The organism is Calothrix anomala FACHB-343 (assembly GCF_014696435.1).
Lineage (GTDB): Bacteria > Cyanobacteriota > Cyanobacteriia > Cyanobacteriales > Nostocaceae > Aulosira > Aulosira anomala_A.
This window is the reverse complement of sequence record NZ_JACJQG010000010.1, coordinates 35,988-62,911: the sequence shown is the minus strand read 5'-3', so window position 1 is coordinate 62,911 and position 26,924 is coordinate 35,988. Positions and strand designations below refer to the sequence as shown.

The following is a 26,924-nucleotide window of genomic DNA, read 5'->3' as shown; positions in this document are numbered from 1 at the left end:
AACTCTAACCTCAACTTGATTCCCGTCATCTACAAAAAACCCAATTTTATCGACACGCTCAAGTATGTCTTGGGGAAAGATGATGCTGCGATTGTCGATACTAATATGATGGGAACAAAGCCAGACGAATTTAACCAGCAGTTTCTCACCATCAAGTACACCAACAAAGCAGTTAAACGGCAGTGTGCTCACCTCATCATCTCAATCGCACACCGCCCGAACTACCACGAGCATTTATCCAACAGTCAGTACAGTTATGTAGCAAGAGAATATCTCAAGGATATGGGATACTTGCCCAAAGAAGAATCATCTGTAGCAGCTACCAGTCAGTTTGTTGCAGTACGCCACCACGATCGCAACCACGAACACCTGCATATAATCGCCTCCCGGATTCGGTTAGATGGCAGCTTAGTTAATGATTCCTATGATTATTTCAACTCCCAAGTTTCAACTAGACGCATCGCGGCGGAACTAGGATTAGAAATAACTCCAACAACAAATGAAGCCGTCGCCTCTAGGTTAGAGCAAGAGTACGGAATAATTACACTTACCAGCCCCAACCGATCAAAAAGTATTAGAGCAGTTAACAGTAAGCACAAAACTCCAACCAGTAAGGAAATTATTCGCCAAGCAATAGGAGAAGCCATTAAGGATCGTCCCACCGTCTCTACGTTCATTGAACGCCTGGAGGAAAACAACATTGGAGTATTGCCTAAGATGCAGGGGGAAGAACTACTAGGCTTTACCTACATTCATAATGATGTCAAAATTGCAGGTTATCAAGTATACAAACCTTATAGCTGGAACAAACTGCGGTCTGAATATGGAATAATGTACGACCCAGATAAAGATAAAGAAGTAATTCAACAAGCTAAAGCCAGAGCAATTGCTCGCATAAATAGCATAATTTTAAGTAATAATGATTACTTAAATAATGATAAACCTACTAGCAGCAGTACAAGTGATAGTAATGGTGACACTGACAGTAACTCCAAAACACTTGTTAGTACATATACACTAAACAGTAATTATCCAAGTGAGATTCCAGTAATACAATCCAAATTAGAAGATAACCCCACATTGGAAACTAATAAGACCAAGAAAAAAGTTCAACCACATCCAAAGAAACAGCACCCACAACAGGATATTTCAGAAGAAAATGGCCTCACTGCTAAACAATTCCTGGAAGAGCAATCTTCCCCTATTCCTCCTTCTCTTAACCTTCTGCCTTCTACTCTCAAACATTTGCCTTCTATAATCACTGACTATATGCTTGTTACCAATAACTTCCGTATCAAAGGACGGGAGTTGAGTGCCAGCTTAGATAGCAATACTCTGAGTGTTTACCGTCATGGGGATAATACTCCTGTGATGCAAACCTGCTACAGTCAGAGAACCTGGTACGAAGAAATACCAACTCGACTAACCACAAACGAAATTGAGCAGATTGAAAGTTTGCGTTTCTTTACCCAACAAGCGTTAATAGATAAACCGCGATCGCAAAGAGGTATTGAGCAGTAGTAAATCTGTAGATAGAGAGAATTTAATCTACTTAGAATTAGGGGTAGGACTGGCTAAGACACTGTTGGCGAAGTTGTCACCAAGTGCAAACTAAACAGTTTAGGTTTTAAAAATTTCGTCTAGCAATCCAGGTTCTTTGTCAAGCTGGATGTAAATTTGGGGGCAGCTATTTGTGGATTTGTAGGGCATAAAAAATTGTTTTGTCTATTGGTGTCTAACCATCAAAAGTACAATTTTTTGCATTTATATTTATTAGAGGTAAATTAAACCGTAAAATGTAGAAATTCGCTAACTTCAAGGCGGGTGCGTTCAACAGACAAGCTATCTGGGTTGATTCCGTGAAACTCTAGATTCTTTTTCTCATAAGTTTTTAGCCTACTGACTGTGCTTTCGGCTAATTCCTTAGTTTTAAATAAGCAAGCTTCTTCTATTTCAAAAGTCCATTCAGTATTTGATACGTAATAGTAATTTAAATCTAGAAAATGGCCAAATACTACCCAGACATCTTTTTTAGGCATAACTTTTATTTTTTTTGTCTATTTTCGATTTTATTTTTTTCATAATCGTAAGTAAATTCAGGTATTTTACTAGAGGATTCAATAAAATAAGTCAAGTAACTTTTAATAATTTTAATATCTTCTTCTAGTCGATTTTTAGTAGATGTTATTCGGGATAATGTAATGTACAAATAAGTATCGATTGAATCTTTATCAGTTCCTTCTGCAAATTCTTCTTTTAAATCTTCTAAATTTTCAATTAAAAAATTTAAGTGGCTAATATGACTGCCAAAATCATCTAAGTAGCAAGAGACTCTAGCTACAGCTTCCTTAATATCAGATGCTATCGTTTCATCTATGCACATAATCAAAAGTTAGATTTTGTTCCAAAATTAGTTAGCTAATTCTATAATTTTACTTTTTTGTGACATAACTCTTGTTTTTGTCATAAATGTTGAAAGTAATATAACAATTTTACATTGTTTTGCATTTTTGCAGTTCTGCAATGTCTGTTAAAATATAATTCTGACAACATAACTCTCACAATAAAGACAGTTGCCTAGGCGATAGATTACTTTTACGTCGCGTACGAAGACTGAGGTGACAAACTGTACACAATACACATAAGTTTGTCCGATAATTATCTTATGACACAAAATTTTAGAAATTATATGGATATACTCGATGAGCTTTATATATTAGATGAAAATAAACAACCTATTAAGCCCGAAAGTCTTGAGCAATGGTCTGATTGGCGGAAAAATGAGAACAATATACAAGTAGCTTTAGATACTTTTTCGTGGGGAAGAGTATCTACTATCTTTTTAGGGAAGGATTATTCTAATTTTCCGAATCAAGAACCACAGCTTTTTGAAACTATGATTTTTGGAGGCGAATACAGTGGTAAATTTTGGAGATATTCAACTTGGGAACAAGCAGTTGTCGGACATCAAGAAGTTTGTATGATAGCTATTTGAGCCTATTGGTGAGAAAAATTTAAGCTTATAAGAATAAGCCTAAACTAAAAAAAATACAATTGTAAAATTGGTGGCAAGTCAGCAAGATTTTTCTCTTAATACTCTTAATATAGTAAGAATTCAGCACTCATAAGCCAAGAGCCACAATACAGAATTACCTCAATATAATTAATAGTTTGATTTGTCAACTTACACTTATTTTTTCTAACTATTTTGACGAATATATTCTGACATAATTTCTAATCTTATTTTTAGAGAAAAGTAATTTTATTCATTTTATTCGCTCGATTACCAACTTCAACCAATTCGTTCAGCTTTTGATACAGGAGGTTCTAAAAAATCGAATCCGCTTTCAACAAGCCACTGTTTAGAAATAGCATCAGGACGATTAACAATAAAGCTGCAAGCGTCATCTAATTCTTCAAACACTCTGTTACAAATAGTTGGGTGCTGATAATCTCCTACTCCCACCACCCAAACCTCTTGCCCATAATTAGACAAGTAAATCCTGACTACGTTTTCTGGATAACAATGCCAATTTTTGGGATCGGAAACTACAGATATTGTATCTGTGGGGAAGGGAAGCTCACGATTAATTCTTCCGTCAGGAAACTCAGCACTGTACTTGGCTATATATTCTTGGGTTTTTAGTTTAACCATATTTATTAGCTAAGACACTCAAATGTTTTTATAAATCACAGCGCAACAGCTTAATCTTGAAATACCCTCGTTTAAGTTTCTCACTTCCCCTGACTTCATAAAATTTATCTGGTTTTTGGACAATTTCAACCAGTCCCTGCGCTTCCATCTTCTCAAACAACGACTGCCACGACGCAATATCTTGCTCAGGCGCAAAAATTCTAACATCGTTTATCTCGCCCATAAACCTCTTTGTTCTAGCTATATTACAGTATAAAAGTAACTAGAACAAAGAACAATAACCCATGCCCAAGAAAAAATGTGGACTTGGATTTGACTGTGCCAGTATGATGCTGCACCCAGGCATAGACCCTGGCGACTGCTTAAATTACAAAACTTGTGGGAGTGCGGTTGAACTAACCCCTGATGAAGAACTGGAACTTGTTCGTATCCGGGAAGAACAAATGCGCCAGTATCAAGAACAAATTCGCCTGACTCGTCGTTCTGCCGCCATTATGATGCTGATGAGGCGCGGTTGCCCACAGTCACCAGAATCGTTAGGTATTGTCTCCGCCGTCGAGGCGATCGCCACCACATTAGATAATATTCGTACTGGACTTACTAACTTCGACGGACAGTACATCGCACCACCTAGTTGCGAACTCCACATCTACAATGTTAAACGCCCCAGTGGTACGTACTCATACTATAAACTAACTGCCGAAAACGCAATATTTGCACCTTCAGAGAAAGAACAACAAGTACGGGTAATTCACCTCAGCCATTATAATGATGCGCGGTATATAGAAGCACAACTTGGTATCGAACGGCGAAACAAGTTAACCCAAGTGCGAACACTGCTTCAGAACGCAAGTACATTGCTTGAGGAAGCAACACGTCTACTCGAACAAACTACAGATATGAACAGTCCAAATGCTACAGTTGAAGTTTTCAATATTGATGAAATTACACCAAGCAATTTATAAAACCAGCAAAAAAGGAAAAATTTATTTCGATTACTGCTGTCAAATTTTTAACCATAGTCTTACATAGACGTGCAACTTCGTCTTGGTTCTAGTTTCTATAAATAAAAAGAATAGCTAGAACAAAGAGCAACCCTAAAATTTTGGCTTAATCTTGTAGTGTGGGTTCGCGCATAAAGTGAAATTCTAAGAACGAATTTACAGGGTTTTCAGCCCCTCTAATTCGCGCATAAGGTGAAATTGATTATTGACTAAGCGTTTGAGCCTCAAAGCGACTTCGCACATAAATTGAAATTTTGCATCTGATCACAGAAATTCATAGTATTTCTTGTAATAATGATAGTACTTTATACCTAACAACCTAAATGTTACGTACAAAAGCTTGGCTACTTTCTTATCAAGAGTGTATTAGCAATTTTATAGACCGGGCGATCGCACTTCTTAAGTACGTTTTTAAAAGCATTCGGGCTGTTGTTAAATCAAAGCAGAAAATTTCACTTTATCTGCGAATTGGCTATTTGGTTCAAACCCTTATCTCACAATCGATTTCACTTTATGCGCGAATCTCGATGCCCCAAACCCCTATAAATTCGTTGTTCAAATTTCATCTTATGTGCAAACCCACAGTAGGTGTACATTTAGAATAAAGTTCCAAAATTTAAAATTTTTAAGGGCATGGACTCAATGTAGCGATAGTGATCGCTAACAATCTCTGCGGGCCATCGCAAGAGTTATTTGTTTTGTCTGGATATTCAGAAATTGATGGGGTGAAAGGTTTTTTGGATATCCTTTCTTTAAACTAAAGGTGTAAATTGACTAATCGTACTAGTTGACTGATTAGGTTATAGGGATTTACGTAAAACACAACCAGAATCGCAAACATTACAAAAGTTACTACTGATTTATAACTAAGTAAAAAGTAATTAATAAGTTTGTATATTTTTTGTCATACTTAAATTATGACATCACATAGGATAAGCTTTCATAAAGACTAAGCTAAGTAAAAACCTTACAACAAGGTATTTTTAATTACCAATAAATTGTTAGTAGAAATTAGAAATTTGTTGAATAGATTACTGATAAAGAGAAAGTAAAATTAAACTCTACGGATATTTTAGTGCCAAAAAGTAAAAATTTATCTTTAATTTTATAAGTTTAATTGTTCATATATGACAATTCAAGCTAAACATTTTGACACTAGATTAAATCAATGGATTCATACAGATGGTAATACAAATAATCCAGATTCGCTGTTAAAGGAAGAACTTAATAACACCTTATTAGAACATTTCTTTCCTGGGGTAAAGTTTTCGTTCGGGCATATGGACGAAAAGTCTAATGTGGAACAATTAACTAATCATCTAGAAGGTCATAAATTATTATTATCATCAAAAACTCGGTTGTTATATGGCCCCGAAGAATGTCTAGATACAATTAGGCAATTATGCCCGGATAACAAGGATAGAGGTGCTTACGGGTCTATCTTTCTTGGTTCATGTAGAAATGCTGTCAATAAAGAGTTAAACATCCTAATAGTTGATGATAATAATGGTGAAAATGGCGGCATTATCAGTAATGACCAAGCATATCGGCTAACAGGAGACTGTTACGGACAAATATCAAAAGAACTTTATCACGAATTAACCAAGCATCAAAAAGGTGATAAATATCGAGTAATTCAGCACCGCTTCGGTTGGACTGATCGAGACGGAGATGACAACAAATACCGCTTTGGTAAAGGTACACTACGCCCTGCTAACCTTGAGCAAATTCTTAATTATCAAGACTCCAATAACTCAACTAAAATTGATCTAATTCTTCCCTTATCTGCGTTCAAGGGAACTGATAAAGATAATCCTAATGGCCCGACTAAGCCTCAAATTCAACCTGGATTGTACCGACAAAATATCTGGCTAGGTGAAAAATCACAATCTGAACTCGGCAAGACAGCTATATCGCAGTTACTCGCTTCATTCCCTAACGGACTGAAAGACTTTACTGAACAGCTAGAACTTGAAGCCAAAAAGCTTAAAGAAGCACAGGATGATCCTCGGCAACTTGCACAACTTTACTGCGAAAAATACGAGAAGCGGAAAGCCTTTCTTGAAGAACAAGCAACCACACTAGACGAACAAGCAGCAGAAGATCCAACAGTAGCAGAAGAGTTAGAAACTTTGCGGGATCGGATTGCTACTGACTCGTTTATTTACAAACTCATCAAAGCTGACCTGCAAGGAGAGGGGCAACTTCTCGAAACTGAGAAAGTACAGCGCGAACTCGCCCGGTTCGTCCAAAACGAGTGGAAAGAAATCGCCATCGGCAAAACGTTAACGTTTGAGCGAGCAATGGTCATTCCCTCCAAAGACCTGCAAAATGGGGAAATTTCCATACCGCATTATCAAGACGGCGAAGAAGTTCTCAACTTCCGCTCCCCTTTCCTCAATTCAAATGGTCTGTGCGTCTCAACTAACAAAATTGTAGAAGATATCCTTGGGCCTGATGGTCAACCTCTCGCTGGTGCGATCGCTGTCTCGGACGAAACAAGCGATCGCATTTACAACCGCCTCAATGAGCAAATTAAATCTATCCTGCCAGAAGCTCAAGGAAAAAATCTTCGATTAGAAGGTATTGAAAATTACTTAGACCAAAATATTAGTAAGCTCGAAACTAGAGATAAAATCGAGTTTACTAACAAATTTAATCAGTATATTTTAGAACTAAAATCAGCTGGTTATGAATTAGAAATTCTTCCTCAAGAGTCCGAACAAGAGCGTCAAGCACGCGACTACGATGGTGATTGTATCGGCTTCGAGCGGGCTACCAAGTATCCTAACCTCACCACCGAAGCAAAAGAGCGCAACCTTCCTGAAAATGCCTACGCTCCAACTGTCAAACTTAAAAAACAATCTTTTTACCAAGAAGATGGCAGCCAGCCAGAATTTGAGGAAATCGCCATCCACATGAGCGATGGCATTAGTGTGGGTGTTATCAACAATCACCTTACCGCAATTGAGGCGTTAGAGTCAGAAATTACGATTCTGAAAAACTTTGGTAGCGAGAAAGACCAAATTGAGTACGTACAGCAGGTAGCCAAACACTACGAAGATTTATTCAAAACAGAAGCCTGGGCAAAATCCAAGGGTATTGAAGGGAAGGAGATTCCAAGCAAGTATCGCAGTTACATGGAAGAGTTCATCAAAACTGTTCGACAAGAACCCACCAATACACTAGTGGCGATGAACATTAATACCCAAATGTACCGTGAAATGATTGCTGAGGCAGCATTTCAAAATCAAATTGCAGTTGACCTTTTTAAGAGTGCCAAAAAACCCGAAATTGAAATTATTCGCAATAATAGTCGGATTCTTCACCGTGAAGTCAACTATATTAAAGATAAGAAGAAAGATGTCTATATTGACAATATAATTCAACCGACGGGATACTCACCTGTTGAGTTACTAATTGCTCAAACCAATCAGTATTTTGAAAAAGCTCGCCTCGAATCGCGTGAAATCGTTCAATTCCAAGCTTTATTTAAAGAGGTTGATTTTTCTCACGAACAGCGCTTAAGAGCTACCCTCATCAAAAAAGAATTTGACAAATCATTCAACCGAGCAAGTGAGCTATCTAAACAAAAAGAAACTGAAAAAGGGCCATCTGCAAATATTACCCTTGCTAATGGTAATCAAGTAAGTATAACTAATCTTCTACAGTATGATAATGAATTTATCTGGAAAGCTAATACAATTACGATAAAACTATCAGAAGTATCTGAAGATAAGCGCAATAATAACCGTCCACATAAATATTTAGTTTATGCTCAAATTAACGATGAAACTGAGAATGGTAAACCCAATTTTAGAAAATTAGGTACACTGGCGAGGGAGCAAGAAAATAAACTCGAAGAAATAGGAATTACACTTGGACAAGAAGTAAAATCTAACAAAATATCATTCCAACCTGAACTAAGCGAAGGTCAAATTAAACTTCTTTACCAAAAAGCTTACCAGATAGCAGAGGAATTTTATAATTCGATTCCAGAAGACCAAAAGCTAACAATGGCAGCTGCCACCTGGGCAGTATCAACTACTCGTGAGACTGGTAATGATAAAAGTAGCGATCGCCAAAATAAAGTTTCTAATTTCGCCTTTACTGCCTTTCCTCAAGAGATTATCAGTCAGTTAGATACACTCAAGTTTACCGGGTTTAGTATCACTGGATTTGACCGAGATAATGAGTTTTTTAATAAAAATCAACCTCAGAGTATTCGATTTAATCTAGCTGAAGATGGAAAAAGCGTAATTGAAATCCAGAATCAAGAGGGTAATTACGAAACATTTGGAAATATTGAACAAAGTAACGCCCGGCTACCAATTGGCACTATTGCTATTGGCAGTATTGAAAAAGGTGAAGTATACACCACCTCTGTTACAACCCAAGTACCTGGACTACCAGAACTCACTTTCAAAGTGGGCGAAGTTAATAAGTTTGGGAATTCCCAAAGGTTTAATAATGAACCTGTAATGTTAACAATTGAAAAGGTTGACCTAATTCGGGAAGACTATACTATTTATCTTCAAAATGGTAACAAACCTGAAAAGCTAGGCAATATTGATAAAGAATCAATCAAAGAAGGTATTGCCCAAGGCTGGCTAGCAGAAAAGCCTGGGAATGGGCAAAAGTTACATATTAAAATTCAAACTATCATCACTGGACAAAATGCCTATGCTATAGCAGAAACATCTCAAAGCAATCTATTACGAATTAATATTACGAATCCAAAATACAAGAAACAGGAGATTAACAACCAAGCATTTCAAGAAACTTTAGTTAGGGCATTTGATAAAAAGCACGTTTATATTGCTAAAATTGGCGACCAATCACTCGGTATTATTGGTCAGCATAATGAACGTCTCGAAGCTGATTTAAATAAAGGAAATATACAAAAACAGTGGCAAAGGAAAGAAAGTAGCACTGTACAAAAATTAATTGATACGGGTATTATTCGCCCAAACCAACAACGAACCACTATCCCTGTACAGATTACCAGTAATGAAAGTACCTGTAAAATAATTATTAATCCAGAAACAGTACAATATCCCGACAAATGGGTTAAACGCAGTCAGCTTATAAGTAATGAAAAGCCTGTCAGAGACGAGCAGCAGGAAAAACGCAACCAAATACTCGGTAAAATTAACGAACGCTCTACAATCATGTTCCAAGATAAAGAGCAAAAATTAGTAGGGCTTTTAGGATTAGCAGTTGATGAAAATATAGCCGAAAAAACCAAAAAATATCTCGAAAAAGTGGGAGTATCATACGAACAGCTTCCTGTATCACAAGCTCGGTTAGAAGCTAAAAAAGGAATGACCGTATTCGTACTTGATGAAACTACTATCAGCAACGAATTAAGACAAACCTTTATTAACCGTGCTGGTGGTCATATTAAAAGTGCAGATACACCGTCACAACCCACTCCAATTATTCCCAAACAAACTGTATATTTTTATAATCCAAATCAACAATATACTTCTCCCGATGGAACGCAGTTAGAAACTAAAGAAGCTTTTGGATTAGTAGTTCCCGCACAAGACGCGATCGCTGTAGCCACTTGGTTAGAATCAAAATCTACTGAAAACGATTATTTTATTGACAGTAACACAGCTACATTTATCTTTAATAAAAATGAAATTAGTGAGGAAATAAAGAAAAAATTTAATAGTTTACTTGGAGAAGCTATTAATATTGGTGAAGTTGATGGTTTTGACCGCTATGAACAACTTAGTGCAGAGTTAAATCAAAAAGTTGCAACTGAAAGTAGTCTTTTAAAATTCAACCAAATTCCAGAAAATAGTGAGTACCAAAAAGCTTTACAAGCACTTCCTAATCGTCCAAGAGAACTTAATCAAGAAGGTTCTCCAGTACCAATTGTTCCTGCAAAGGCTGTACCAGAAAACATTCAATCAAATACTAACGCCGCAATTGCAGCAATTTCACAAGTTTATCAAAACGCGGTTGAGATACAAGTAATAACTGATACACAATCAGAAGCTAAGAATCAACCAATATTACTACCCAACTCGCGTCAAGCCGATCCAACTAAAGCTATCGAAATATTGGGTAAGGTAAGCGAGGAAAAAGTAGAAGAGCTGCGATCGCATCTTAAAACCCACCTCAAACCCACACTTGAAAATGACAAATCTAACTATGCACCACTGAGACAAGTCGCATGGGTCAGTGCAAAATGGGATTTGAAGGATAAAGATTTCAAGCCAGGGGTACAGGACGACTCTTTGATGGAACTTGTCAAACAAGTATATCCCGACGCTGAGATTGTGCTGGTAACTTATTCCGAGAACCCCGGTGCTGGGATTAACTACCACCGCGATGACTCCTACGCCGCGACGGAAGCCCGCAGCATCAATATCGGAAATTCTGACTGGGGCTATCGTGCTGCTAAGGAACGAATGGCATGGACTAGGGAAGAGAATCAGGACGCACCATACCAAGAGTTTAAACTTGAGTCGGGTACAGTAACCCGCTTTAACTGCAAAAACGAACACGCCGCACTGAATACTGAGGCTGGCAGATGGTCTATCAACATCTGGTCAATTAAAAATGATCTGGGCAGAGAAAACAGCGTTCGCCAAAAATTTGAGAACTTCCTCACCTCAAACCAACCTCCGCGTGCGGTAGTCCAAAGCAACAACGACCTCACCATTAAAGCTAACGAGTGGACACCAGGGGGAGAAATTAAAGTAGAGCGCAGTTATACCAGCCTCAGAGAATTCACCCAAAACATACCCTCACACCTTTTAAACCAACCAACTGTCGAAGAAATTATCACCATTGGCAATTCTACTGCGGCACGCGCTGCTAATCCTCAGATTCCAGACAACCCAACTATATCTGGCAAACCAGTTCCAATGGTTTATTCGCTGCATCTGCACGGTGAAGCTGCCACAGTACCAGTTGATACAACCATTGATGCTACGCGCGGACACGGTAGGATACACACTACCAGAGGTGTAGATTACCAAAAAACTTATGGTATCAATGAGGGAGATATTGCGATCGCCCAAGGTAAAAACGGCGAGCAAGTTGCTTTTCGGGTAGGTAAGCAATACAAAATTACCACCCAAATGATTCAAGACCCAAGTTACCAGCAAGCCTGGGCGAGATGGGAGAAGCATTCAACAAAAGAACTTACCCAAACTCAAGCAAGTAAGAGTCAGGTATATGGCTTATTCATGGAGCCATTAGGAGATTATGTCAATGGCAAAATTGTTCCATTCTCAACCATCCAAAAACAACCTGCAACTCCAGTAAATATCAGCCCCGACTCCAAAGATGGGCTGGGAGTAGCACTCAGCCTTGCCACTGCACTCGCCAAAGAACAAGGCAAGCTGCAAAACAATTACCAAGTTTCAGTCAACAATAATCCAGAAGCCCCTGCCGGGCAGTATGGAGTAGAAACCCATGTCCAAAAACCTCAAGGGGTAGCATACGCATCCGCCGAACACGCATTTAATCATCAAAAGCAGTTGCATCCATCAGTTGATGAATACCAGCTAATGGTAGAAGTGCTTCAAGCTAAACTCGAACAACACCCCCGGCTGACTGAGGCGATCGCCAAACGCGGGGGAGTCAATTGGTTAGAGAACTGTACAAGCATAACTAATGCCCAGGATCAGCAGTGGCAAGGTAAGGGTAAAGAATCCGCATTTATTCAAGCCCTTAGCGAAGCGTATATATACGTAGTTACAAAATCACAACAAACTACAGTACAAACCCAGCAGGACAAGTCCCAACAAACTGCTCTGCGGCCCACAAATCCACTGTCTCAACTCGAACCTATAAATGCCGCCGTCGCTGAACACATGAAAAAAGACATTGCGATGGCCCAAATAGCTACCCAGTTTATCGGTAAATCAGCTGCACCTCCCGGTACACCTTCAAGCACGCGAAATTACGAGCAAGCATGGGGGGAACGCGCCAACACAGGAAATTACTCAGAAGAAGACATCATTATGGTGTCCGGATCTGGCCCGTGGCGTGGAGTAACAAGCGAGCAATTTGCTCAAACATTTGAAAATCACTATAAACCCTTACTTGATAAGGCAATAGCAGTGAAAAGCTCTTTTCTAGTCGGAAATGCACAAGGAACTGACCAATTAGTTCAAAATTATCTTCAAGAAAAAGGGTACAAAGTAGAACAATCTTCCCAAGGATACGCAGTATTTAATCCTGTAGAAAACACCAAAGTTAGTAGCGATATTATTTCTACCAATACACAAGTATCAGATAACTTATTAATTGCTAAAGACAAGAACATTTTTTCATCACAACAAAGCCCACAACCAAATATTGACCAAGCACTCGCATCACCTGCTCAACCCAAAATGCAGCAAGTTGGAGCGATGGATAGTATTATCGAGCGGATGAAAGCTAATACAGTGCAAAATCTCCAAGATTGGTATATGGCGGCTGAAAAACTAGGTAAATCAGACACGTATCTCAATAGAATTCAGGAGGTAACTAATTTATACATTCAAGAAAATATTAGTCTTGAGAATGCTTTTAAGGCAATGGAACAAGACATTAAAGAATTAGAAAAAGTTAATGAGATGACCAGTCTTGCTCAACGTGTAGTTAAGACAATTGGGCAAGAAGATATTAATGGCATTATGACAGTCCAAACAGAAAAATATCAGATTGCTACTCAAACTCAAAACCAAACTTATTTAGTTAAAGATAAAAAGGATAATATCTTGCTATATGTCAAACAAGGAAAAACTCAAGTAAGTAACATTAGTGATGAAACATTACAAGATTTTCAAGTTATGAGCGATCGCATCAATAATGCACTCAAAGATGTCAAAAAAGATTTAGTAGAAAGGTAATTTTACTATGAAAGAACTAATCGAGTTTCCAGTAGAAGGTTTAACTCCAGCAATGCAAGCTTGTCTCGTCAGAGAATTAATCGCACAGCTTAATATACCTGATGAGAAATTTGAAGAATATGCAAAAAATCCTCCAACTGCTGAGGAACGAAAAAAGGCTGTGTTAAAGTTAAATTCAGAAATGAATAGAATCAGTGAAATAGCGCAAGAGGAAGTAAAGTTAAGCTCCACAGAAATTGAAACTGTCAATTTTATTAATCCAGTTAGTCCAGAGTCATCTTTACAGCCCGAAGTAAGCCAGTCTAAAGACAATATAATTGAACCAAACGTTCTAAAAAACTTTACAAATAAAAATGACGACAATAATGGCAATCTAGTAGAAGAGGGTCAACACGATAAAGTACAATCTATTATCGCTAATTTACAAATTCAACAATTTGTTATTCCTGTAATTTTAGACCGCTTAAATATATTTGGAAAACCAGACAAAGAGACAGAAAGTATCATTTATAAAAGTGACGCATATACTGCAAGCCTAAAATCAGAAGAAGATTCACAAACTCTTAGCCTTGATAGAAATTCGCTTGATTCAGAAGCAAGCCAAGAAGCACTCCTAGCATCTCGTAATCATAGCTCAGAGAATTACTCTATCATCATCAATAACCTTACCCATAATGAATTTGAACGGTTTAAGGCTCTGTTCGATGAGCAACAAATATGCTGCGAACAGAACCAACAAGAATTCAAAAGCCAGGATGCTGTTAAAGAGATAGATTAAATTAAATCAACCCAAAGCACACACCATACGAAAAGGCTATAAACCCCAAAACTAGCTTGTTATTAAAACTTAAGGGAGTTTTGGGGCAAATAACAACCGCAACAGAAAAATAGTAAAAAGACGCAGTAAAGTCAAACAAACTCGTGGGGTTAATAGGTAATCTACCTAACCCGACCAAACATAGCATTACTATTAAAGACCAAACAACAATATTTTCTATCCATCCTAAAAGCTTATTGAAATTCATAAAAAATCGTTTATTACTCCCTAAATTTGATAAATACTATTAAAACTAAAACCGCTCAATAAAATTGCCTAGTAAATAGATTGCTTAATGAAAACTACATAAACCACCCCATCACTTTGTAAAATTTTTAAATTTAAAAATAAAGTTTTTAAATAAGCTGATTAATTTATAGTAATTGTAAAAATTAAAAAATAGTAAAAGCTAAGTGTTATAAGTATTATAATCAGGGAAAATACTAAACCGAACAGTATGTAATATGAAACCTATTAATGTTGTCATCATTGAAAATGAGAACATATCTAGGTTTGGTGCGGCGACAATATTATCTGAAACTGGTAAAATCCAGGTATGTGGCCTTGCTAAAACCGGAAAGGAAGGAATAGAAACTGTTGACCAACAAAAGCCAGATATCGTGGTGATAAATATTGATTTACCTGATATCAATGGCACTGATGTCATAAGTTTAATTAAATGCAAACACACGTCAATTAAAATAGTGGTTATGACTGCAAATAGCAGCCGAGATACCATTAACGCAGCAATTAGTAATGGCGCAGACTGCTACTACTGTAAAAATAATGCCAGAGAAGAAGTAGGAGAAAGATTCATTGAAGCAGTAATGGCTGCATACAATAATGAATCATGGATTGACCCAACTATTAATCGCATTTTGATTGATAATCTTAGGTCAAATGACACAGCCGATAAAAATTCACTAGATTTGTTAAGTGATTTCTCTAATAAAGAAATTACAGTTCTCAAATTAGCGGCTGGTGGCATGAAAAATAATGAAATTGCTAATGTCATGTATGTTTCCGAAGGTACAGTCAGGTCATATTTACATAATTCATTTATCAAGTTAGGAGTCAAAGATAGATTAAACGCTATCCGGGAAGCTATCCGCCTGGGAATCCTCAGCTTTGCAGACATGAAAATCGAAGAAGAAGTTACTCAAGCAACCCAGACAAGAGTCAAAACCAACCAAAATAGTCAAAAAGATACAGCTAAAACGAGTAATAAGGGATACAAAGGCTGGGTTGCCTAGAAAATTAATCAACTGCAATTATGCAGCCACCTGAATACTTCTTCTGCTGGCGGCAAGTTTTAATGATGGCAGCGTTTCTAACATAAATACTACGCGCTACTTTACCTTCATTGGATTTAGCCCAATCCAGAAGCTTTTTATCTTCGGGTTGTAAAATAGCAGTTCCAGAAGCCGCCTGCTGAAAAGTTACACTTCCAGCAATAGTTTTGTATGTAAAAACACCAATTACAGATCCCAAAGCCAGTACAAAACCCAACACTCCCGCTACTTGTGCCAATCGCCAATTACTTACACCCAAGAAAGGCAACGCCCCGCCAGCTTGCTTAGTCATCTTAATTAAATCCTTAGCAGCTTGGGCGATCGCACTTTTTTGTTGTTGTATTGCCACCTTAGAAGCACTATTTAACTTATCGTCCACCATGTCAGTCCAACCCATCACAAGCGAGTCAAGCCTACCAGGTAGTTGCTGCAACGCAAATTGGGTTGTACCTAGTTCCGCATATAGGTTAAACAAGGGATCATCAGGTCGAACACCTAATTTAAGTATCCAATCAGTGACCTCTGCTTTCTTTTCTTCAGAATATTCTGCAATTACTTTTTCAACAACTTTTGCAATATTGGTCATAGGTTGTTTAAACAGTTAATTTAAAACCTCACTGTCAATTTGGTAAAGCTAATACTTACCATTCTTCAGATTCAATATCTTCATTTACAAGAAAATCCTTCCGATTTTGTTGATTTGCACTTACAGAAGCTAGCTCTGTACAGTTTTTACTTAGCCCTAAATAATTAGAAGCAATCACATTAGAAACAATAGAATTCTTAAAATTCTCCATCCAGTTGAATACTATCGAACGCTGAATAGTATTAAGAGGGGAGCCAGTTTCAATAAGTTGAACATAGGGTAAACCAGTATCCTCAAGCAACTGGTAAAAGTCGTTATGCAACCCGCCCAAAACTAGCTCCAAGCCATTTAATTTTTTAATATCAGCTTGGAATCTACTACCTTCATAGTATCGAAATTGTTTGCCAAAGTAATAATTTTTGATAACAACATAGTCAACTTGACTACCAAAATGCTGGTATAAATCCTCAAGATAATCTTCAACACAGTCTTTACGATGTGATATCGGGTGCAAGAAAGTAACACGATATCCGAAATGGTTAAGATTTTCTATCAGTGAAACATCTTTATCAAAAAACTTGAACTCTTGATGGTTTTGACCTGGCATATCTGTCAAAACTACATCAATATTTGGAAACATTTCTAAGTCAAGTAATAATCTATCCGAATCGCCCCTAGACAATCCCAAATGGTTTATTTCAAAACCTTTTGTTTTATACATCGATAGCTTGTTACGATAACCGTGGTAGAAAACACGCGCATTGCATTTACTTTTCAAGTACAATTCCAGCAAGAGCCGAGAAACTGTGGACTTACCCACACGAGCATCACCCGATGTAATTACAAAACGCTTTCCAAACATAAAAGCCAAGCAACCTATTCAATTAAGCAGCTATATCTTCAGATGGTAAATTTGCATCTTGGTTTTTAGCTTTTTCTTTTTCTTCGTTTTCTCTAAGCTCTTTAGATTTTTCCACAACTGCTGGGTAGTAACAGTCATCTGGTTGTATATCAAAACCCAATAAATTAAATGCTGGCTTAATTTGCACTTCAAACTCAGCAAGCCAAGATTTTATTCTTGATTTAATTACAATATTTGTCTCTCTATGAGTCTGTCCTTCATTAAACGTCAAAGCATGGCGGTCAAGGAAGTCATAAGACTTGTAGAATAAATCTGGCATTACAAGTTCTATCAGACCTTCTGCAAGCATATTCTGACGTAGAGAAGAGTCATTATATCGCTCAAACTTTTCTTCTTCACCATGAAACAGATTTTTGACAACAATATAATCTACTTGGTCTTTACAAAGTTCACGAAGTTTTTCTAAAACATTGATAGAGTCAAGAACTCTACTAATTACTGAAACCATTGTCACTCGACAATTAATTTCAGTTTTCAGAACTTCAAAAAATGCAAGCTCTTTGACATAACTTTCAAAGAAACCTCCAGATTGTGCAGGTAAGTCTAATAATGTGATAGGACAATCACTCTCATCTAGATTAATTAATAAATCGTCAGCACCACCTCTATGAAAAATATCAATATAACGTATTATAGGGCGGTAATCTTTTTGAAAATATCTTTCTATCTGAGGATTCCTTAAGTCAGCCTCATAAGCAACACAGGGTAAATTTTTATTAATGTAAAGTTGAAATATTGCTCGTGCAAAGGTACTTTTACCTACGCCACCTTTATCACCTGTTATAATTATCAGTCGCTTTTGAGGCTTACCATTAGTATTGGAGGAAGTATTGTTTGACATGGCTGGTTGTTCTTTATTTTTTCGCGTCATAATATTATTTACAAAGTGATTAAACTTTGTTGTATTAGATTAATGTCAATCTAATTTTTTAAATTTGTAAACAAAAAGTCAATAAATTAAATTAATGAAATAAAAAAATTAGCAACTATATCGCTCAATAAAATTTTCCTAATTTATTTTGAATAAACTACTTTGATTATGTAACCTCTTGCTCAAAAAGCCAAGCAACAAAATTCCACATTAAACCAACATTTGTTGATATGTAAATTAGTCATAAATTTTATGTAGTTTAAATTAACTTGGCTTTAAAAAAAGGCATTATGATATTTTGATCGGAAATAATCTATGAGTGAAGTACGAGCTGATTATGATGGTGCTTGGAAGGAAGGTGTAGAACAATATTTTGAAGCATTTCTTGCATTTTTCTTTCCAGAGATTCAAGCAAAAATTGACTGGGAGAGAGGCTATGAATTCCTTGAGAAAGAACTTCAGCAGTTGATGAGAGAATCTGAAATTGGTAAACAATTCGTCGATAAGCTAATCAAAGTTTGGCTAAAAGATGGAAAGGAAACTTGGTTGCTGATTCACCTGGAAATCCAAAGTCAAGTAGATACCAACTTCCCTAAACGGATGTTTTCTTACCACTACAGAATCTTTGACCGTTATAACCAAGAAGTGGTTAGCTTGGCAATTCTGGGGGATAATCAAGCCAACTGGCGACCACAAGAGTATAGTTATGGTCGTTGGGGATGTCGCCTTAGTCTTCAATTTCCCATTGTCAAGCTACTGGACTATGAATCTCGTTGGTCAGAATTAGAACAAAGTGATAGTCCTTTTGCCGTTCTGGTGATGGCGCACCTGCGAACACAAGCGACAACTCAAGATTTAACTGGTCGTTTGCAGTGGAAGTTGAGCTTAATTAAACGAATGTATGAGTTAGGCTATAGTAGAGATAAAATCCAGCAAATCTTCCGGTTGCTAGATAGATTAATGACTCTACCACCGGAGTTAGACTTAAATTTTCAAGCAGAATTGGAGCGTTTTGAGGCTGAACAAGAAATGGCATACATAACAAGCGTAGAACGCATAGGTATAGCAAAAGCTACCCAGAAATATATTGCTCAAATCCTAACAATTCGATTTAAAGATGTTCCTACTGAATTAGTAGAAAAACTAAATGAATTATATGACATTGAGTTATTGAATCAATTGTTAGAAAAAGCCGTAACTACAGGTTCAATATCTGAGTTTGGGCAACAATTAAGTCAGGAAGATACAAATACATAGTGTTAAAGTTGCACGGAACGCTGGCCGTATAGTCATAAAATTCTAACTACTAGCCAACTTTTTTTTGCTTTCAAATACAAATTAATTCCCCAATCAAATCTGCTGCCCGCTTTCCATATTTTTGTTGAATAGCGTCCCTGTACGGCAAGGAATCTTCACTTAAAAAATCACGAATAAATAGAGAAAAATTAAATCCTCTTTTCGAGTCCACGTATTCTGCTAATTCAATATGAAACAACGATTTAAATTCATCCTCTCTTTGTTTCAGTGCTGAATATTTAGTTAAATTGTTGGCTTGGAAGATTGGTTCAACTGCTTGATTAAACAGTTTTTCCATTAAGATATCTTTCATATTTTCTTCTATATTTTTGTACCAAATTTTACTCACAAGTATAATAACTTCTGTAAAGCTGAATCACCTCTTTTTGTGCAGTTAAAGTCTAAAATACCAAACATCTTACCGCCTGATGTCCCTCATTTTTCCCAAAATTTTTCGCTCTCTAACTCAAACGAAAATGGTAAACATCCAGGATTGGCAGCCGCCCACTCGTTAGCTTCTGCAATTAAAGTTTCGTTACCCGAATCGAGGTAGAATTGCATTTTGGCACGTTGCTCTAAGCGATCGCGTTCCTGAGTGCCGAGAATATGTCCCGTGACTACGCAGTATTGGCGCACCTTAGCCCTAGCTTGGGTTAAAGCCATTAGCCGTAGTTTTGTCACTCGCTTGAGTTCCTCAATGCGGTAGGAAACATCAGCAGTCTCTTCACCAACAGATGCGCCCAGCAAGCCGTTGTTGGGATTTTGGAGTGGTTGTTCTAGTGGAACCGCAGCAGGTATCGAAACTACACCCAGCCCGTTATTCTCCGTGTTAGATAAGTTTTGATTATCAACTTTTGACGACGTGCCGGAGCTACACAGGTATATAAAATCCTGATCATAACTGAATTCATTTGATTGTAAAATATTTGTATGAACTGAATTCTCTAATTGATTAGTGGTTTTATTTAAATTAATTTCAGCAGTATTAGAAGAATTTATGAGTTCCAGATTTTCTACAGGCTGGATGACAGGTGAGTGTTCCTGAGAAACATCGGGTTGTTCAACTACCTCTGCTGACTCCAGCCCTTGGGGGGCTGTAGCAGCAGGAGGTAAACACTTACAAAAAACCTTCATATAGAAAGAATGAACGTAATTACTTATTCCATAAGGATTTTGAGTATCGTGTTTTACAAATGAGCTGTGAAATTCGTAAAATTGCCCGTTCTCGCTTGATTGATAAGGGTTTAAGCTATTTTCTGCCCAAGGGTCTAAAATGTAGCGTGTGGGATGCCACAAATGTAAGTGCTTTTGTAGTGTCTCTTGAGAGACAGTTTTGTTAAAGCGGCGTTTATACTCAGCACGTATAGCTTTTGCCCGTTCAGTAGCCCCTGCTGGTAATCCACTACCCCACTCTATTGCTGTTACTACTATCTGGATGCGTCTTTGGGCTTGCTGGCTGCGTTCCCAGTTCAGTTGGTGACGACGGTGAAATAAAATTACGTTATCTTTGGGTTGATCGATCCTGCTAACACCTGCTATGGCTTCTGCAAATGTGTTGGCGAATGTACCCAACAACCGTTCGGGATAACTAACATAGGCACTGTACCATTTGTTACGAATTGTGCATTCTACCCAATGCCGTACTCTAGCTTCGATTTCATGTTGGTGTTGGCAATATTGCTTATAGCCAGGGGCGTTAATTGCGGTGGAGAGGCAAAATTCGATTAATTTATCGCCTCTTAAGTCTAGAAAGACGATTCCGTAGCCTGCAAAGATTTGTAGAAGGGTGTTTGTTTGTCCTTGTCCTGTCCAACCGATCGCAATTATTTCTTCCCAGTTGGCACGCCACTGTGCAGCATCAGCAGACTCTTGCTTACGATATCTCTCCTGTGCAATTTGTTTTTTGGCTTTGTTTGCTACCCGTTTTAATTTGGTTAAATCTTGCCGACTGGCCGCGCGATCGCAATAGTCAAGGAAGATAGAAACTGAGTCGCTAATTGGTTGTAGGTCATCATCAAGTAAAAATGACCCACTACCCGGTTGCATGGGACAACGGATGGCTTTGTAGTTGGTTATTTGTTTGGCACTATATGGTTTAGTGTTGGGGAAGATTTCTAGGTGTCCTTGACGCAGGATAAAGCCTGCATTTTTCAAGGTAATTTCTAAGGCGCAGGCTAAAGCAAAGGTAGGCAGGGGAGATGCAAAGTTTAAAATCAAGTGATAACCACCACTAAAGCTGGACTGGAGAATGACGATATCGACTATGCCAATTTCCTCTAGTGCGGCTTTGATGCGATTTATAGATTCAATGTTATGGTAGTCGCCACAAAAGTCTAAATCGATTGTGCCGTAACGGGTTGTGTTGTCAAAGCGCAGACCTACTAATTTTGACTTATCTTGGTGCAGCTTCCACAGTTGGGAAGGTTGCAGGTAATGGTCGATAGTACGCCATGCTGGTTTTGCACCTTCTACTAAAGAAGGGGCAACTATCGCCCCAAATGGATGCCAAAAACGCTCTACGTAGCGTTTACCCAAAGATTCTGCGGGCAGCTGGGGTTTGATTTTCTTTTTTGCAGGCTGTGAAAGACTTAATTGGGGCCTGTTATCAACATCTGCCCCGAAATCTTCTTGGAACATGAGTGACTGTCCTGATGGTTTTAGTGCATCAGGTAGCCTCGCTGTTGGTCAAAATGTGTTAGCCTAAATTTGAAATTTTTGTTTTATTAAGAAGCGGTTGGTTATCCGCTTGTTGGAGGCGACTGGTAATCGTCTCATGGTTGAAAGCAAACAGAGGTTATACTTGTTTAGGCTTAGACACACGTAGGCTTAGGCTAAGATTTAGTCCAACACGCTTCACCAACAACAATGCGGCTACCCAACTTTTTTTTGAGAGCTATTTAAATAGGTCAGTTCTAGCGAAGTTGTGACTAAATCTAGAAAATAGTTTTGGAATAAGAATGCAAAGCTAGTAACACCTAAAAGTGTCACCAAAAACTGACAGAAGTTAGTACAATGGGTGAAGATGAAATTACACTTCACCAACGAATTTAAAAACAAAAAACAGTCAAATATATCCATACGAGTTCGGCACCCAAAATATGAACTCGTACTGCAATCAGTATTGAGATGCTAATCTATTAGGTAACGTTAAATTGTGGGATAAATTCTCTGCTAGATTAACTGCTCACAGCTACCTATGCAGCACGAATATTATCCTTTTTTCTATTTGTAGACATTTCCATTGCTTGCATTTGGCTCTTGTAGTCCTCCCAAGTTTTTTCAAATACGTCAGATTCATACATCCGCAATAAAACCTCCTCTTTATCAGTTAAATTTGGTAGTTTTAACAATTCAGCTAAAGATACCTGAACTGGAAAAACATCCCTAAACTTTTCCATTAAGTGAAGTATTCTTTCTCTCTGTTCAGCAGATGGTTCATCTTGCAACTCTGCATCAATCTGTCGCGGACGTAGATTCACGATTTCTAGGTTCATATTTACTAAATTCCTCAATCCAAACACAACAAATTCATTAGTTATACCAATAACACGCCCCACGATTTCCAACTCTGTCCGTAGTCTTTCCTTAAATTGATATACTTGACCAACTTGGAAACGCCGAAACGGATTGCGATCGCCATTCCGCATCCAAGCGATACCATCACTTATACTACCTATCTCATCTGCTTCAATCAGCTCTATAACCTGGTCACAGATATCTTGATTGCAAACAAACTTGTACGCTGCATCAATACTCCGGTTAAATTCCGCCTCCAGTGCCACAACTGCCTTAAATTTTTGCAGTTCTCTTAATTGAGAAATATATTCAAATACTTTTTTACCCTTGTGATAACTGCCAACACTTATTCTTAGATTCTCTGAAACCTCGCGAATCACAGGTTTACTCTTATTTAATTGAGTTTTATTATCATCTATCGAAGTGTTCAAATTTGAATACTTCGTTTCATTCAAACGACGGGCACTTTCCCGTTGTCTTTCTTTCGCTTGGGGACGAAGTACGCTCTCCCAGTACTGCCCTTCGTGAAATTTTTGGTAATGAGTCTTTCCGCCTTCCCGGTGAAGATTAAAGTCAAGTACTAGTTTCAAATCCTCTTCAGGCGAACTAGACTCGACAAATTCCACTTTCACAGAGGAAATCCCTAGCTGGCGGGCTATCTGCAATCGGCACTTACCTGCCAAGACGACATTTACACCAGTGCGTGCAGATACCTTTAAAGATTCCAAAATCCCTTTTTCTGAGATACTTTTTTCCAAAGCGGGACGGTTCTCATTTTCACCGTATATTTCTATCAGCTTCGGATGAACTACCAACTCCGCAGGAGAAATATATACAATTGCCGGACTATGCACCTCAGACATATTGATACTCCGGGTCACAAATTGCCTAAAAAAGATAAGTTCAATTTTGAAAAGCTTAAGCAGAAAGTAGAAAAACTCAAACAGCAGGACTGATGGCACTTTCTACAGTGGATGAAAGTGCTATTATTAGAAAATAATTAATTTTTGTAAATAATGAATAATTAATTATCAAACAATCTCCCGAAGAGAATTTTTGCAGTAGAAAACTATTATTATTAACCCATTTAAAACCAATTTCATTGAAGAGATATTTTTTGGTGTTATTTTTGGGAAAAATACATCTACCGAAAGAAAGATTTGTAAAACTGGCTAAACTCATGATATGATGTCTCTAGTTAATTAAATTGACAAAACAATGTTCCGCCTTGTTTTACTAACAAGTGGGCTTGTTTTCTCCTCAAAGCCCTGTTTGCACCAGGGCTTTGGGTGGGTTTTTAGAAAAAATGAACGCTACAAAAAGAGTATATCAGGCTTCATTCCATTTGGCAAAATTGTACAGTAAAGAGGGGTAAATTTTTAGATGCCTCATCTTCAGATATTAAATTCTCTTGAAAAACAAGCACTAGAACACATAGCGGCAACTAGCAGCGATGAAGTTAGCAAAAGAGCTAAAATTCTGCTAGGGCTAAACGAAGGCAAGAAATATGTAGCTTTAGCCCAAGAGATTGGTGTAACCGAAAACTCAATAGCAAAGTGGAAAAAAAGATGGACATCAAGTACCATCTTGTCAGAAACCCAGGACTCAGCGATCGCAAAAGCTAATGAAGTATTGGGTGTCAACGTAGGCAGACCTAAGAAGTGCAAAAGTACAGAGGCAAGCAAAATTGTCGAAATCAGCGAATGGAGCAAGAACCGAAAACCTAGTCGCTCAAAGCACCACTACCATATGCAGGTAGCAGAAGAAGCCGCTAGGAGAGGTTTACCAACACTATCGCCAAGAAGTATAGGACGCATTTTAGAAGCTCAACCTTAATAGAAAGAGTCATCAAGCAAGTATTATCCTATCCCAAGGGAGTAGTTTTGCAATCCCAGTTTTTACCGAGGCTTTTCACCAAATTTTAATTCTAAGCAAGCATTTCCACACACTCGACCACTTGAGCAGAGGTCACTTGTTGCGCGATTAGAAAGTCAACGAGTCCATCAAGTTTTTTACGGTTGTAGACGGTAGAAGAGCCTTGGATTCGGCGTTCTTTGCAGAACTGTCGCAGCTTCCGCGCACCTAAATCCAAAAGCTTCTTCCTTTCTTCCTTAACGTCTACCAGCACAAGCTGTCTAGCTTCATCCGCAACCCCAGTTTCAACAACTGGCGGCACAGTTTCAATAATGGAAGATTCTGGTTTAGAAAATTCTTCCCGAACAGAAACAGCATTAACACCAGTCAAATCCCCATGAGTTTCCAAAACTGGCAACTCTTCAGGAATCACCCCAACGCTATTACTAACTTGAAGTGATACTGATTGAGCAGGGACAAAGATAGCGTACAAAATTGGGAAGATCATCAAAAACAACTCGATTGGAAACAAAACATCGTTAACAGATTGCACAAAAGGCGATATTGCAAAAGCAGACATAATGTGGTTCCTCCATGAATTACTGATGGGCGGCGTTATAGCGACTTACCACCCAGTAGCGGGGGAAACCCCCGTACTGAGTGAAAGCTTTTATACGTATCCCAAGCAATAGCAGGAGGAAGGAGGGTAAATTGCCTTTTTAAGCAATTAGATGAACTAAGTTTTCCAAAATTTGCAGATGCTGAATTCTAGAGATTATTAATTCAAAATACAGAAATTGCAAAAATGCGAAATGCGGTTTTTCTAACTTACACCCACAGCTTTTAGAAACTTCCTTATTTATCTCAATACTCCAGATTTTTTACTCTTAAGGTAGTTAACGTAGCTAACCAAGTTGTAGTTATATCTGAGTTCTTGAGGAACGAAAGTTGAGTAGGGATGCAGCGATACACCATCACGACGAAAGCGATGACAGGGCGCATATATATCAAAAAAGATAGATATTTCATCACCATCAACTTCGATTTGAGCTATGCCCTTAAGTTCCTTTGCAAACTCTAAAACTTGTCCTGATGCTACGTAGTCAAAGACCACTACATTTCGAGTACGGAAATACTGGATGTAAGCAAGAAGTGTTGCTTCCATACCAAGCTCAAGCAGTCTGTCAGAATGTTTAAGCAAGATACCAGAATAAGAAAAAGAAAACCTACGGTTAGCGTATTCATCCCACAAGATAAGATTGCCGTAAAATTTGTAAATATTCGCTTGATTGGACGATATTTCTCTATTTAAATTTTCGACAACAGCATCATCTTCAAATGGAAACAACGCCTTACGGTCATCCCATTGTTTATCTGGACAGCAACCATTTTCAAACCATCCATGTGGATGAATCCCACAAACAATATTATTGGCACCATGCAGTAACTTACACCCAGCACATACTCGCAAATAGCAAGAACTAAATTCTTCGCTATTAACTGCATTAACATAGCGTCGGTGTATATCTAAATGCTCCTCTAAAGCTTCACAAGGTAAAGGTTTATATGAGGAGAAGGTTTGTCCAATTAATCTGTCTGGATCTGTTTCATCATAGATTACTGCCAAGTCGTCAATTTGGTGAGAACGTAATTCTTCGTAAAGTACGAATTTCCGATATGGTTCTTCCTCAAATCTAGAAACAACGAAGCACTTTGAATCAGGATTTACTTCAAATTTCATCACTATGTAAGTGTAAATTGAAGGCAGAAAATCAGATTTTTCAGAGTTCTCAGCTTTTGTTAATACAAGCGGTTTTATGTCAGCTATTTTTGCAGTTTCTCTACTCGAATTAGTTTCCTCCGATTCTTCAACAATGCTTAAGAAAGCACCGCCCAAGGAAGCAAGAATAATTCCGGTAAAGCCTAATACAATAGCACCAGTGCCAATATGTGCAATTTGTTCAGAGCGTTCTTTCTCAACTATTGGGAATCCGCCCTTAGCTAAGTACAATAAGCCCAAACCAGAAAAAGTTGCTACAGTGCCTAAAGCAATAGCAGTCAAAGACACCATTCCAAAAGCAGCGTTAAAGTTTCCTAAGCAATTAAACGCAAACTTCTTCAACATAATTCATCCCTCCAAAATGCAGGTCACAAGGTTTTTAATTACTCTCGCCCCGGCACAAATTGGGATTTGCTGAGAACTACACCACTAACCTATCCCTTACTCTATTAACAATTCCAAAACTATTT

20 protein-coding genes are annotated in these 26,924 nt (G+C 37.9%); 8 read left to right on the top strand and 12 right to left on the bottom strand.

The window, feature by feature from the left end:
- Nucleotides 1-15 precede the first annotated feature (15 nt).
- A complete protein-coding gene (locus H6G08_RS07545; RefSeq protein ID WP_242046092.1) occupies nucleotides 16-1,521 on the top strand; it encodes a relaxase/mobilization nuclease domain-containing protein in 1,506 nt (501 codons plus the stop codon).
- Nucleotides 1,522-1,784: 263 nt separating this feature from the next.
- Here H6G08_RS07545 and H6G08_RS07540 read toward each other — a convergent pair whose 3' ends face one another.
- Nucleotides 1,785-2,039, bottom strand: coding sequence for a hypothetical protein (locus tag H6G08_RS07540; RefSeq protein ID WP_190540127.1), 255 nt, complete (start codon nucleotides 2,037-2,039; stop codon nucleotides 1,785-1,787).
- 5 nt (nucleotides 2,040-2,044) lie between these two features.
- Nucleotides 2,045-2,383, bottom strand: a complete 339-nt coding sequence (locus tag H6G08_RS07535) for a hypothetical protein (protein WP_190540125.1) — start codon at nucleotides 2,381-2,383, stop codon at nucleotides 2,045-2,047.
- Nucleotides 2,384-2,689: 306 nt separating this feature from the next.
- Between H6G08_RS07535 and H6G08_RS07530 the strand changes: the two genes are divergently transcribed.
- Entirely contained in the window at nucleotides 2,690-2,995 is a 306-nt protein-coding gene (locus tag H6G08_RS07530) for a hypothetical protein (protein ID WP_190540123.1), read from the top strand.
- A gap of 297 nt (nucleotides 2,996-3,292) precedes the next feature.
- Here the strand turns inward: H6G08_RS07530 and H6G08_RS07525 are convergent, their stop codons facing one another.
- Together H6G08_RS07525 and H6G08_RS07520 are read right to left on the bottom strand one after the other, a co-directional pair.
- Entirely contained in the window at nucleotides 3,293-3,655 is a 363-nt protein-coding gene (locus tag H6G08_RS07525) for a hypothetical protein (RefSeq protein ID WP_190540121.1), read from the bottom strand.
- 28 nt (nucleotides 3,656-3,683) lie between these two features.
- Nucleotides 3,684-3,878, bottom strand: coding sequence for a hypothetical protein (locus H6G08_RS07520; RefSeq protein WP_041457400.1), 195 nt, complete (start codon nucleotides 3,876-3,878; stop codon nucleotides 3,684-3,686).
- 61 nt (nucleotides 3,879-3,939) lie between these two features.
- Here H6G08_RS07520 and H6G08_RS07515 point away from each other — a divergent pair, with 61 nt between their 5' ends.
- The 4 genes from H6G08_RS07515 to H6G08_RS07500 all read left to right on the top strand — a co-directional run bounded on the left by H6G08_RS07515 (nucleotide 3,940) and on the right by H6G08_RS07500 (nucleotide 15,590).
- The gene (locus H6G08_RS07515; protein ID WP_190540119.1) at nucleotides 3,940-4,620 is read left to right on the top strand and encodes a hypothetical protein; all 681 of its coding nucleotides are present in this window, start codon (nucleotides 3,940-3,942) and stop codon (nucleotides 4,618-4,620) included.
- Nucleotides 4,621-5,786: 1,166 nt separating this feature from the next.
- On the top strand, nucleotides 5,787-13,520 hold the full coding sequence (locus H6G08_RS07510) for a hypothetical protein (RefSeq protein WP_190540117.1): 7,734 nt from the start codon (nucleotides 5,787-5,789) through the stop codon (nucleotides 13,518-13,520).
- Between the two features lie 7 nt (nucleotides 13,521-13,527).
- Nucleotides 13,528-14,298, top strand: coding sequence for a hypothetical protein (locus H6G08_RS07505; protein WP_190540115.1), 771 nt, complete (start codon nucleotides 13,528-13,530; stop codon nucleotides 14,296-14,298).
- Nucleotides 14,299-14,801: 503 nt separating this feature from the next.
- Entirely contained in the window at nucleotides 14,802-15,590 is a 789-nt protein-coding gene (locus H6G08_RS07500) for a response regulator (protein WP_190540113.1), read from the top strand.
- A 4-nt stretch (nucleotides 15,591-15,594) separates the two neighbouring features.
- On the opposite strand, the gene H6G08_RS07495 is transcribed toward H6G08_RS07500, so the two are convergent.
- From H6G08_RS07495 to H6G08_RS07485, 3 genes are read right to left on the bottom strand one after another with little or no spacing between them, the layout of a single operon-like run.
- Entirely contained in the window at nucleotides 15,595-16,215 is a 621-nt protein-coding gene (locus H6G08_RS07495) for a DUF6753 family protein (protein ID WP_190540111.1), read from the bottom strand.
- Nucleotides 16,216-16,270: 55 nt separating this feature from the next.
- A complete protein-coding gene (locus H6G08_RS07490; protein ID WP_190540109.1) occupies nucleotides 16,271-17,077 on the bottom strand; it encodes a hypothetical protein in 807 nt (268 codons plus the stop codon).
- Between the two features lie 22 nt (nucleotides 17,078-17,099).
- The gene (locus tag H6G08_RS07485; protein WP_190540108.1) at nucleotides 17,100-18,008 is read right to left on the bottom strand and encodes a P-loop NTPase family protein; all 909 of its coding nucleotides are present in this window, start codon (nucleotides 18,006-18,008) and stop codon (nucleotides 17,100-17,102) included.
- Between the two features lie 315 nt (nucleotides 18,009-18,323).
- On the opposite strand from H6G08_RS07485, the gene H6G08_RS07480 reads away from it, so the two are divergent.
- Nucleotides 18,324-19,265, top strand: coding sequence for an RpnC/YadD family protein (locus H6G08_RS07480; RefSeq protein ID WP_190540106.1), 942 nt, complete (start codon nucleotides 18,324-18,326; stop codon nucleotides 19,263-19,265).
- Nucleotides 19,266-19,335: 70 nt separating this feature from the next.
- Here the strand turns inward: H6G08_RS07480 and H6G08_RS07475 are convergent, their stop codons facing one another.
- The 3 genes from H6G08_RS07475 to H6G08_RS07465 form a co-directional block, all read right to left on the bottom strand.
- A complete protein-coding gene (locus tag H6G08_RS07475; protein WP_190540104.1) occupies nucleotides 19,336-19,617 on the bottom strand; it encodes a hypothetical protein in 282 nt (93 codons plus the stop codon).
- A 122-nt stretch (nucleotides 19,618-19,739) separates the two neighbouring features.
- On the bottom strand, nucleotides 19,740-21,941 hold the full coding sequence (locus tag H6G08_RS07470) for a hypothetical protein (protein ID WP_190540102.1): 2,202 nt from the start codon (nucleotides 21,939-21,941) through the stop codon (nucleotides 19,740-19,742).
- 557 nt (nucleotides 21,942-22,498) lie between these two features.
- A complete protein-coding gene (locus H6G08_RS07465; RefSeq protein ID WP_190540099.1) occupies nucleotides 22,499-23,683 on the bottom strand; it encodes a ParB N-terminal domain-containing protein in 1,185 nt (394 codons plus the stop codon).
- 520 nt (nucleotides 23,684-24,203) lie between these two features.
- Here H6G08_RS07465 and H6G08_RS07460 point away from each other — a divergent pair.
- Nucleotides 24,204-24,656, top strand: a complete 453-nt coding sequence (locus H6G08_RS07460) for a helix-turn-helix domain-containing protein (protein ID WP_096644786.1) — start codon at nucleotides 24,204-24,206, stop codon at nucleotides 24,654-24,656.
- A gap of 91 nt (nucleotides 24,657-24,747) precedes the next feature.
- Here H6G08_RS07460 and H6G08_RS07455 read toward each other — a convergent pair whose 3' ends face one another.
- Nucleotides 24,748-25,254: a hypothetical protein gene (locus H6G08_RS07455; RefSeq protein ID WP_190540098.1), complete on the bottom strand. Its 507-nt coding sequence runs from the start codon at nucleotides 25,252-25,254 to the stop codon at nucleotides 24,748-24,750.
- A gap of 279 nt (nucleotides 25,255-25,533) precedes the next feature.
- Nucleotides 25,534-26,799 carry a hypothetical protein gene (locus tag H6G08_RS07450; protein WP_190540096.1) on the bottom strand — a complete coding sequence of 422 codons (1,266 nt, stop codon included), beginning with the start codon at nucleotides 26,797-26,799 and terminating at the stop codon, nucleotides 25,534-25,536.
- Nucleotides 26,800-26,924 lie beyond the last annotated feature (125 nt).

Bases quoted from the DNA above. Each gene is read 5' to 3' on its own strand.
- H6G08_RS07540 (WP_190540127.1), bottom strand. From the start codon at position 2,039: ATGCCTAAAAAAGATGTCTGGGTAGTATTTGGCCATTTTCTAGATTTA.
- H6G08_RS07535 (WP_190540125.1), bottom strand. From the start codon at position 2,383: ATGTGCATAGATGAAACGATAGCATCTGATATTAAGGAAGCTGTAGCT.
- H6G08_RS07530 (WP_190540123.1), top strand. From the start codon at position 2,690: ATGGATATACTCGATGAGCTTTATATATTAGATGAAAATAAACAACCT.
- H6G08_RS07525 (WP_190540121.1), bottom strand. From the start codon at position 3,655: ATGGTTAAACTAAAAACCCAAGAATATATAGCCAAGTACAGTGCTGAG.
- H6G08_RS07520 (WP_041457400.1), bottom strand. From the start codon at position 3,878: ATGGGCGAGATAAACGATGTTAGAATTTTTGCGCCTGAGCAAGATATT.
- H6G08_RS07515 (WP_190540119.1), top strand. From the start codon at position 3,940: ATGCCCAAGAAAAAATGTGGACTTGGATTTGACTGTGCCAGTATGATG.
- H6G08_RS07510 (WP_190540117.1), top strand. From the start codon at position 5,787: ATGACAATTCAAGCTAAACATTTTGACACTAGATTAAATCAATGGATT.
- H6G08_RS07505 (WP_190540115.1), top strand. From the start codon at position 13,528: ATGAAAGAACTAATCGAGTTTCCAGTAGAAGGTTTAACTCCAGCAATG.
- H6G08_RS07500 (WP_190540113.1), top strand. From the start codon at position 14,802: ATGAAACCTATTAATGTTGTCATCATTGAAAATGAGAACATATCTAGG.
- H6G08_RS07495 (WP_190540111.1), bottom strand. From the start codon at position 16,215: ATGACCAATATTGCAAAAGTTGTTGAAAAAGTAATTGCAGAATATTCT.
- H6G08_RS07490 (WP_190540109.1), bottom strand. From the start codon at position 17,077: ATGTTTGGAAAGCGTTTTGTAATTACATCGGGTGATGCTCGTGTGGGT.
- H6G08_RS07485 (WP_190540108.1), bottom strand. From the start codon at position 18,008: ATGACGCGAAAAAATAAAGAACAACCAGCCATGTCAAACAATACTTCC.
- H6G08_RS07480 (WP_190540106.1), top strand. From the start codon at position 18,324: ATGAGTGAAGTACGAGCTGATTATGATGGTGCTTGGAAGGAAGGTGTA.
- H6G08_RS07475 (WP_190540104.1), bottom strand. From the start codon at position 19,617: ATGAAAGATATCTTAATGGAAAAACTGTTTAATCAAGCAGTTGAACCA.
- H6G08_RS07470 (WP_190540102.1), bottom strand. From the start codon at position 21,941: ATGTTCCAAGAAGATTTCGGGGCAGATGTTGATAACAGGCCCCAATTA.
- H6G08_RS07465 (WP_190540099.1), bottom strand. From the start codon at position 23,683: ATGTCTGAGGTGCATAGTCCGGCAATTGTATATATTTCTCCTGCGGAG.
- H6G08_RS07460 (WP_096644786.1), top strand. From the start codon at position 24,204: ATGCCTCATCTTCAGATATTAAATTCTCTTGAAAAACAAGCACTAGAA.
- H6G08_RS07455 (WP_190540098.1), bottom strand. From the start codon at position 25,254: ATGTCTGCTTTTGCAATATCGCCTTTTGTGCAATCTGTTAACGATGTT.
- H6G08_RS07450 (WP_190540096.1), bottom strand. From the start codon at position 26,799: ATGTTGAAGAAGTTTGCGTTTAATTGCTTAGGAAACTTTAACGCTGCT.